Genomic DNA, 9,786 nt, shown 5'->3' on the forward strand with positions numbered 1-9,786 from the left:
TCGGAAAAGAGTCCATACCCGCTCAGCAAATTCTCTATGGGGCAAACGGCTATGGCTGACATTCAAAAGAACCTGATTGCTGGTGAGTGGGTCACCGGTGAAGGTGAGATCGAAAATCGCAACCCATCGGACCTGAGCGATCTGGTCGGTATGTTTGCACAGGCCAGCGCGGATCAGCTTGAGGCAACATTGGATCAGGCGCGTGCTGCTCAGCGGGAATGGGCCGCCTATGGGCTGGAGCGCAAGCAGGCCGTTCTGAACGCGATCGGCAATGAGCTGATGGCCCGCGCCGAGGAACTGGGCACGCTGCTGAGCCGCGAAGAAGGCAAGCCGCTGGCCGAAGGCAAAGGCGAAGTGTTCCGCGCCGGTCAATTCTTTACCTACTACGCCGCCGAATGCCTGCGTCAAATCGGTGAGAACGCGGATTCCGTGCGCCCCGATATCGAGGTGGACGTTCGCCGCGAAGCCGTTGGCGTTGTTGCCATCATCAGCCCGTGGAACTTCCCCACCGCGACGGCCTCGTGGAAGATCGCTCCGGCGCTGTGCTATGGCAACGCGGTTGTCTGGAAGCCCGCCAACATCACCCCGGCCTCGGCAGTGGCACTGACGGAGATCATCAACCGCCAGGACATCCCCAAGGGTCTGTTCAGCTTGGTCATGGGTTCGGGCCGCTCCATCGGTCAACGTCTGGTGGAAAGCCCCAAGGTCAACGCGATTTCCTTCACCGGGTCGGTTCCGGTCGGTAAAGGTATCGCCGCTGCCGCCATCCAAAACCTGACCAAAGTTCAGATGGAAATGGGATCGAAGAACGCTCTGGCCGTTATGGACGATGCTGATCTGGATCTGGCGGTGACGCTGGCGTTGGGCGGTGCGTTCGGTGGCACCGGTCAGAAATGCACGGCGTCGTCGCGCCTCGTGGTCCACTCTGCCATTCATGACGCCTTTGTCGAAAAGCTCGTTGCGGGTGCGCAGGCGATGAAAGTGGGCCACGCGCTGGAAGAGGGCGTTCAGATGGGTCCCGTCGTCAGCCAGCAGCAATTGAGCGAAAACCTGGCCTTTGTCGATCTGGGCAAATCCGAGGGCGCAGAACTGGCATGTGGCGGCGCGCGTCTCGAGATGCCGCATGACGGGTACTACATGTCGCCCGGCGTGTTCCTGAACACCACCAACGACATGGCGATAAACCGCGAGGAAATGTTCGCCCCGCTCACCAGCGTCATCAAGGTTGGCAGCTATGATGAAGCGCTGAGCGTCGTCAACGACACCAGTTTTGGCCTCACATCGGGCATCGTGACCAAGTCGCTTGCCCACGCCACCCATTTCCGCCGCAATGCGCGCACCGGTGTTGTCACCGTGAACCTGCCCACCGCCGGCACCGACTATCACGTGCCTTTCGGTGGCCGTGGCGACAGCTCCTACGGCCCGCGCGAGCAGGGCAAGGCCGCGGCCGAATTCTACACCACGGTCAAAACCGCATATATCAGCGCAGGTCCCGTCTGATGCTGATCGATTGCCTGCAATATGTGAACTGGTCGGAAAAGGTCTTCCGCCAGTTGCGCGAGGGGGGCGTGGATGCGATCCACGTCACCATCGCCTATCATGAGAACTTTCGCGAAACGGTGTTGAATTTCGAACAGTGGAACCGCTGGTTCGAACAGTATCCGGACCTGATCATGAAAGGGCAGTGGGCCAGCGACATCGACACGGCGCGGGAAACCGGCCGGACAGCAGTGTTCTTCGGGTTCCAGAACCCAAGCCCGATAGAAGACGATATCGGCCTGATCGAGATCCTGCACACGCTGGGCGCGCGTTTCATGCAGCTGACCTACAACAACCAGTCGCTGCTGGCGACCGGCTGTTATGAGGCCGAGGATTCCGGCATCACCCGCATGGGCAAACAGGTCATCAAAGAGATGAACCGCGTGGGCCTTGTTGTCGACATGAGCCACTCGGCCGACCGCTCGACCATCGAAGCGGCTGAGATATCGGAACGTCCCATCGCCATCACCCACGCGAACCCCTATGACTGGTCGCCCGCCCTGCGCAACAAGCGCGACGCGGTGATCCGTGCAGTGACGGAAAACGGCGGCATGCTGGGTTTCTCGGTTTACCCGCACCACCTGAAAGACAAGTCCGAGTGCACGCTGGAAAGCTTTTGCGAGATGATCGCGCGCACGGCCGAAGAATACGGTGCGCAGCATCTGGGGATCGGCACCGACCTGTGTCAGGACCAGCCCGACAGTATCGTGGAATGGATGCGCGTCGGTCGCTGGACCAAGGAAATCGACTACGGCGAAGGCTCAGCGTCGGCCCCCGGTTTCCCGCCCATGCCGGGTTGGTTCAATGACAACCGTGACTTCGGCAACATCCGGGCAGGCCTACGTGCCACCGGCATGAATGACGATGAGGTTGACGGGATCATGGGAGGCAACTGGTACCGCTTCTTTGACGAGAACTTCAAACCGCTCACCTGATGCAGGTCAGCTAAACGACGAAGCTATGGCCGTATTCCAAAAAGAAACGGTCTGACTACTATTAACGGAGGAGAGATGTCTGAGGCATCTTTGAACACTGCCCCTGTACAGGAAAGCCGGGTGAACAAACCACTTTTCCTGATCTCTGGCGGTTTTATCGCGCTGTTCTGTGTCGCGGCCCTTGTCGATCTGAACGCCCTTTCGGGTGCTGTGGATTGGGGATTCAATGTCGCGGCCACCTATTTTGGCCTTTACTGGCAGGTGCTTCTGCTCGCCACCTTCCTGATCGGCCTGCTGCTGTGCGTTCTGCCCGGCGGGCGTGCCATCATGGGCGGCCTGGCTGCGCCCGAGTTCACCACCTTCCAGTGGGGCTCGATGGTCATGTGCACGCTGCTGGCCGGTGGCGGCGTGTTCTGGGCGGCAGGTGAGCCGATTGCCCATTTCCTGTACCCCGCGCCGCTTTACGGTGGTGAAGGGGCAACGGCCGAGGCCGTGAACCCGGCCATCGCCCAGAGCTTCATGCATTGGGGTTTCCTCGCATGGGCCATTCTCGGTTCGCTGACCACGGTTATGCTGATGCACTACCATTATGAAAAGGGTCTGCCGCTGGCGCCGCGCACGCTGCTCTACCCGGTGTTCGGCGACAAGGCGATCAACGGGCCGATTGGCCTGATTGCGGATGCGTCCTCGATCATCGCTGTGGTTGCGGGTACGGTTGGTCCGATCGGCTTCCTGGGTCTGCAGGTGAGCTATGGTCTGGCCGATCTGTTCGGCTTTTCGGATACGTTTGCCCTGCAGGCGACCGTGATTGCCGGGCTGGCTGCGATCTACACGATCTCGGCCATGACGGGTCTGTCGCGTGGTATTCAGGTTCTGTCCAAGGTCAACGTGATACTGGCGGCTTTCCTGTTGTTGTTCGTGCTGATCGCAGGACCAACCGGGTTCATCTTTGGCTCGTTCTTCTCGGGCTTTGGCACTTACGTGGGCAACTTCTTCCAGATGGCACTCTATCGGGGTGAGGCCGGTCTGTTCGGCGAACCCGGCTGGCTGGGCTGGTGGACCGTGTTCTTCTGGGGTTGGTTCATGGGCTATGGCCCGCTGATGGCAATGTTCATTGCGCGAGTGTCGCGCGGTCGTTCGATCCGCTCGATCATCATCATGCTGTCGATCATCGCGCCGATCGTGACCAACTTCTGGTTCACCATCATCGGGGGCACCGGCATCTCGATGGAACTTGAGAACCCCGGCACAATCGCCACCGCGTTCGAAGGCTTCAACCTGCCTGCCGCCTTGCTGGCGATCACCAACAACCTGCCGATGGGCTTCGTGATCTCGATCCTGTTCCTGATCCTAACCACGATTTTTGTGGCTACCACTGGCGACTCGATGAGCTATGTCATCTCTGCGACAATGAGCAACGAGAACAACCCACCCGCAGCGCTGCGCGTGTTCTGGGGCATCGCGATGGGGCTTATGGCCATCATCCTGATCTCAGTTGGATCGGGCGGTGTGTCCAAGCTACAGAGCTTTATTGTGGTGACCGCTGTTCCGGTGTCTCTGATCTTGCTACCGTCGCTGTGGGATGCGCTGCGCATCACGCTGGTGAAGGGCAAAGAGAGCTAAACGATCCAAGCCGGGCCGGACCATCCGGCCCGCCAAAACGCCTGAAGGTTTCAAGAGAAGACCAGATATTAGCACCTGAGGAGGCACAACCGAATGACTGACGTTCCCCGTCGTGATCCGAACATGGTGATGCGCCTTGCCCGTCTTGGCTCCATGCATCAGTCGCGCCTTTCGTTCATGCGTATCCTGACGCGACGACTGGCTCGGGAAAACTGGCGGTTTGAAAAAACTGCGTTCGAAATTGACGGCACAGGAGTTGGCCATGCCGTCTATACCGCACATGGGCCCGAGCGGTCCTATTCCCTTATCGCCTATGCCCATGATCTGCCGCCCGAAAAACGCTCGGACCGGGTGATCGCCGAGGCCTGGGATGCCACCTTCACCCTGTTTGACGGTGTGCCCTCCGAAGCCGATATCGAGCGTCTTTCGCACAATATTCCCGTTCAGGAAGCTGGGCGCGTCACCGGTTCTGAACTGTCGGTGTCCCGCGCTAACCGCTCGGTGCGTTTGTGGGAGCATGTGGTGAGCGAATTGGCCGAAGGCCGCCAGCCCTCGACCGATAAGATTGATGCGGTGGGTTACCTGATGCGGACCACTGCGGTTTACGGGTCCGGCAAGTTGGGCGCTGCGGATCGCGAAATGATTGCCGACCGTCCGGAATTCCGTGCTCCGTTCCAGGTTGAGATGCTGTCGGTCTACCTTACCCGCTGGTTCGTGACTGATCTTGTGCAATACATGGCTGATACCCGCGCTGCAGCCAACGGCGCGCAGGCCGCGAAGCTGGATGCTGGGATTGCCCGCTCGATGGGGATTGGGAACTCGACCGGTCTAGGAATGGCGCCGTTTTTGCTGAACCATCCGGTGCTGTTTAACAACTGGATGGCCGCGCGCGAAGGCGCAATTCAGGTCGTGCGTGGGGTAGAGAAGGCCGGCGATGCGGAAATTACGGTGTTCCGTGATGTGCTGCTGCGCAATATGCAGATCGTCGAGACCTGGCAGTCCGAACACCCGATCCAGATCGAGAAACTCGCCGCCCTGCGCGCCGATATCGCCAAGCTTCAGGACTATCTCTCAAGTGCGGATCTTGGCGCGGATCACCCATGGGATGCGCTTTATTCTTGGGCCGAGCAGTCACTGACCCTTGAGGGTCAAGAATGGATCGCCTCGCTGATGCTGGAACCCTACGGCGAATTGGTCGATGCCTTTGCCGAAGGTATGGCGGCAGACAACACCGCCACGTTCCGCATCGCCGGAGCGATGAAGATCGGTGATCTGCGGGCGCTGCTCAAGGATATCTACGGCTGGGCTATTGAGACCGATTGGGCCACCCCCGCCAGCAAGGCGCGCGCCTGGTATGTCTCGGAAGAAAAACTGGAGCCGCGTCTGGGTGAACGTTTCGAGGAACCGATCGAGGAATACGAGCAGCCCTTGGCCCCCGGCCGGGACGCCGCGCAGCTGTTTCAGGCGCTGGCCCATTGGTCGGATGATGCTCAGGTCGCCGATTTCCTGCTGCGCCACCCCGAACACCGCCACGTGCTACGCCGTGTTCAGATCGTGGGGCGCGCGCCCTATGCCGAGATTCGCGACAACACGATCTCGGACCGGGTGCTGCCTATCGACATGCTGCGCTGCAAGCTGTCCTTCTTCGGGGCGACCAAGTTCGATCCCCGCTCGGATCGCTGGGTGCGCATCTGCATGTATGGCAACGCGCCCCTGCCGCATGAACTGACATCTGAAAACGCCGATTTCTGGGTCTTCCCGGAACTTGAAGGGGCCGCTGCATGAGCCACTCTCTGAACGAAATCGAGGCTATGAGCAAACGCGCCGCGCGCGGCGCGGGCTTGTCCTGGGGGCTGGCGGAAGAGGCCGCCAAGGGAACGCGCTGGCTGTCGGCCTTCGGATTCTCGGGCGCCGAATTGCTGGCTGATCTGTTGGAGATGAACGACTGCATCCCGTCGATCGACGTCTCTCCCGTCTCGCTGAGCGCCGAGATCTGGCACGCGCCCACGCGCCGGATGAGCCCACTGATCGCCGGGGCCTCACTCAGCGACTGCGCAGTGCGTTTGATGGATCGCGGCTCAATCACAATGGAGAATGTCAGCCTGCCCTTGCTGGCCGTTCCCTTCATGGGAGGGGCTGCGCTGCGTTTGGGTGTACCGGTCGCGGCTGAATGGCAGGGCGCGCGTCTGGCAACGGATGGGCGGCAGATCTGCGTGCAGGCCACGCCCGAGGCGCTTGAGGCCCGCCACGCGGACAAGATGGTCTTCAGCGCGCCTGCTGAGATGACAGGACGCCGCGAGCCACTCCTGCGCGCCGAGGTGTCCGATGCAGACTGGAACAGGCTTGGCGCCTTTGCCCACCGCACATTCGCACCCGCGACCGAGGAAAGCCGCCTGCGCGGTGCTGGCGCGGGCCTCAGCGACAACGACTGAAACTTCGCCCCTTGCGACAAGGGGCACATACTTACGAACGGAAAAGAAGAATGACCGCCACCGAAACCCTGACTCTGGCCGAGATCGAAGATCTGGCCTTCCGCGCCCTTGTCAAAGCCGGAACATCCGAGGAAAACGCCCGTCCTCTGGCCGTTGCGACAGCGATGACCGAAGCGGATGGCGTCGCCTCGCACGGGTTGGCCTATATCCCGATCTATGCGCAGCATGTGGAATGCGGGAAGGTTGACGGGGCCGCCAAGCCCGTAGTTGCCCAGCCACGACCGGCCGTTGTCACCGTGGATGCGGCCACAGGGTTCGCCCACAGCGCGATTGATCTGGGGTTCGAAAAGCTGATCCCGCTGGCGCGCGAGCAGGGTGTTGCGGTACTGGCCATCAACAACTCGTACAACTGCGGCGTTCTGGGTGTGCATACACAGCGTTTGGCGCAAGCGGGCCTGATGGGGATTGGGTTCACCAATGCGCCGGCCTCGATCGCGCCGTCAGGTGGGACAAAGCCGGTTATCGGCACCAACCCGTTTTCAATCTCGGCCCCCGATGCGGATGGAAACGCGGCGCTTCTGATCGACCAGTCCGCCAGCACCATCGCCAAAAGCGAAGTCATGAAACATGCCCGCGAAGGCAAGCCCGTGCCGGAAGGCTGGGTTTTGGACGTGGACGGCCAGCCCACCACAGACCCTGAGGCTGGTCTGAAAGGCTCCATGGTGCCGTCGGGCGGCTACAAAGGCGTGGGTATCGCCCTGACGGTCGAGCTGATGGCCGCCGCGATGACCGGCGCGACGCTGGGTTCGGTTGCCAGCCCGTTCTCGGGGACCGCAGGTGGCCCGCCGAAAACCGGTCAGTTCTTCATCGCGATTGATCCGCAGGCGACCTCGGGCGGGGCATTCCATGAGAAGCTGGGTCAGCTGATTGCCTCGTTCCGTGATCAGGATGGCGCACGACTGCCGGGCGATGGCCGCCGCACCTGCCGCGAACGGGCAGCAACCGAAGGTGTTGCGGTGAACGCTGCACTGCTGGAAAAAGTGCGCGCGCTTCTGTGAGGTGACATCGCATCAGAAGTAGGCTTAAGGTGCCAATCCTTGAGGGACTGGAAGACGTCATCGCTCACCGAGAAATGGAATTCGATCCGAGCGTGCTGTGAAAGAAGCATGCTCGAAGATCAACTGTTTACGTCATTGGTCCAGAAAGCCCCCTGTCAAAGGTCTTTCAACAGACGAAGGGCATCGTAAATCGCCGCGTGCGTGTTACGCGCGGCGACGGCGTCTCCGATACGGAACAGCTGGAAACGGCCCGCTGGGTTCGCAACAAGGTTTTGCGGCTGGCCGTTGATCAACGCGTCATGATCGACCTGTCCCAGATTTGAAGACAGGGGCTTGAGGTCGAAATACAGGTCGGCATTCGGCAATGTGCCATAGTTCAGAATGATCTGATCATAGGGCCTGTCTTGCAATTTTGCGCTGTAGTCTGATCCGATCTCGGCGATCAGTCGGTTCCCGTCCCGTCGGACGCCCTTGAGGCGGCGCGCCACGGTCAGAGTCACGTCCTTGTCTAGCAGGTTGGTCAGATACGGCGTGAGGTTCAGCCCCATCACATCGGGGGCAAAGCTGCGGTCAGGGGTCATGATTTCGACCTGCGCTGTGTCTGCGGCAATCTCGGCGGCTTGCAGCCCGGCGTGATCGCCAGCCTCATCAAAGATCAACACATCGCCACAGGCTTTTACGTCACCCGACAGAATGTCCCACGAGGTGATGACATGTGGCAGATCCTCCATCCGTTCATACAGCCGCATCTGAGGCAGCCCGCCAGTGGCCACGATGACCAGGTCCGGGTTCAGGGCGGTGACGTCCTCGGCCTCGGCCCAGGTGTTGAAATGAAAACGCACATCCCGTGCGGCGCATTGGGCCATACGCCAGTCGATGATCCCAATCATCTCGCGCCGCCTTTGGGACTGTGCGGTCAGACGTATCTGCCCACCGGGGTCCGAGGCGGCCTCGAACACCGTCACGTCATGACCACGGGCGGAAGCAACCCGCGCGGCCTCGAGCCCGCCGGGGCCGGTGCCGATGACCACAACCTTGCGCGGGGTCTTAGCCACGGGGATCAGATGCGGCATCGTCAGCTCGCGCCCGGTTGCGGCGTTGTGGATACACAGCGCCTCGCCGCCTTCGTAAATACGATCGAGGCAGTATGTGGCCCCGACGCAGGGCCGGATATCATCCTCGCGCCCCTCGACGATCTTTTGCACCAGATGCGGGTCGGCCATATGGGCGCGCGTCATGCCGACCATGTCCAGACGCCCCTCGGCCACGGCATGGCGGGCGGTGGCAACATCCGGTATGCGGGCGGCGTGGAAGGTGGGCAGGCCGATCTCGGCCCGCATCCGGCCCGCGAAAGCCAGATGCGGCGCAGCGGGCGACCCCTGCAACGGGATCACCTTTGACAGCGCGGCATCACTGTCGATCCGCCCGCGCGTCACGTTGAGGAAATCGACCAGCCCCTCATCCCTGAGAAGACGCGCGATGCGGAACCCTTCTTCCTCACTCACGCCGCCGGGGGTGGTTTCGTCCATCGAGAAGCGAACACCCAGAAGGAAGTCTTCACCCACCTTGTCGCGCATGCGGGCCAGAACCTCACGTGCGAAACGGGTGCGGCTTTCCAGCGTTTGTGGGCCATACGGCCCCTCAAGTTCGTTCGTCAGCGGGGACCAGAACTGGTCGGGCAGGTGACCGTAGCACTCGATTTCCAGTCCATCCATGCCGCCTGCCTTCATGCGTTCGGCCGCATCGGCATAGTCCTGAATGACCCGCGCGATGTCCCAATCCTCCATGAGTTTGGGATTGTAGCGATGCGCGGTTTCGTGATGATGCGTCGGTGCGACCGAGGGCAGCCAATCCCCTTTGCTCCAACCGGTACGGCGGCCCAGATGGGTCAGCTGGATCATCACTGCGCAGCCGTGATCGTGCAGCTCGTCCGTGAGGTTTTTGATCCAAGGCACCACCTCGTCACGATAAGCCAAAACGTTGTTGAACGCCGGAGGGCTGTCTTTGGACACACAGGCCGATCCGGCCGTCATCGCCAGCGCAACACCGGCCTTGGCGCGTTCCGCATGATAGGCGCGGTAGCGATCCTTGGGCATACCGTCTTCGGGATAGGCGGGTTCATGACTGGTGGTCATGATCCGATTGCGTAAGGTGAGGTGCTTTAACTGGTATGGCTGCAGAAGTGGATCGTTGCTCATT

7 protein-coding genes are annotated in these 9,786 nt (G+C 61.0%); 6 read left to right on the plus strand and 1 reads right to left on the minus strand.

What is annotated here, in order from left to right:
- The first annotated feature begins 51 nt into the window (after positions 1-51).
- The 6 genes from ACR0I8_RS12995 to ACR0I8_RS13020 all read left to right on the plus strand — a co-directional run bounded on the left by ACR0I8_RS12995 (position 52) and on the right by ACR0I8_RS13020 (position 7,587).
- Positions 52-1,500: an aldehyde dehydrogenase family protein gene (locus ACR0I8_RS12995; protein WP_170689022.1), complete on the plus strand. Its 1,449-nt coding sequence runs from the start codon at positions 52-54 to the stop codon at positions 1,498-1,500.
- On the plus strand, positions 1,500-2,474 hold the full coding sequence (locus tag ACR0I8_RS13000) for a membrane dipeptidase (protein WP_170689023.1): 975 nt from the start codon (positions 1,500-1,502) through the stop codon (positions 2,472-2,474). Before ACR0I8_RS12995 ends, ACR0I8_RS13000 begins: the two co-directional genes overlap by 1 nt.
- A 75-nt stretch (positions 2,475-2,549) precedes the next feature.
- Positions 2,550-4,097: a BCCT family transporter gene (locus ACR0I8_RS13005; protein WP_170689024.1), complete on the plus strand. Its 1,548-nt coding sequence runs from the start codon at positions 2,550-2,552 to the stop codon at positions 4,095-4,097.
- A gap of 93 nt (positions 4,098-4,190) precedes the next feature.
- Positions 4,191-5,882 (plus strand): hypothetical protein, encoded by a 1,692-nt coding sequence (locus ACR0I8_RS13010; RefSeq protein WP_170689025.1) that lies wholly within the window; start codon positions 4,191-4,193, stop codon positions 5,880-5,882.
- On the plus strand, positions 5,879-6,529 hold the full coding sequence (locus tag ACR0I8_RS13015) for a DUF3726 domain-containing protein (protein ID WP_170689026.1): 651 nt from the start codon (positions 5,879-5,881) through the stop codon (positions 6,527-6,529). The genes ACR0I8_RS13010 and ACR0I8_RS13015 overlap by 4 nt, the downstream gene beginning before the upstream one ends.
- Positions 6,530-6,579: 50 nt before the next feature.
- Positions 6,580-7,587 carry an Ldh family oxidoreductase gene (locus ACR0I8_RS13020; RefSeq protein ID WP_170689027.1) on the plus strand — a complete coding sequence of 336 codons (1,008 nt, stop codon included), beginning with the start codon at positions 6,580-6,582 and terminating at the stop codon, positions 7,585-7,587.
- Positions 7,588-7,742: 155 nt separating this feature from the next.
- Here the strand turns inward: ACR0I8_RS13020 and ACR0I8_RS13025 are convergent, their stop codons facing one another.
- Positions 7,743-9,785, minus strand: a complete 2,043-nt coding sequence (locus tag ACR0I8_RS13025) for an NADH:flavin oxidoreductase (protein WP_170689028.1) — start codon at positions 9,783-9,785, stop codon at positions 7,743-7,745.
- Position 9,786 lies beyond the last annotated feature (1 nt).

It is taken from the genome of Ruegeria sp. BG9, assembly GCF_056538305.1.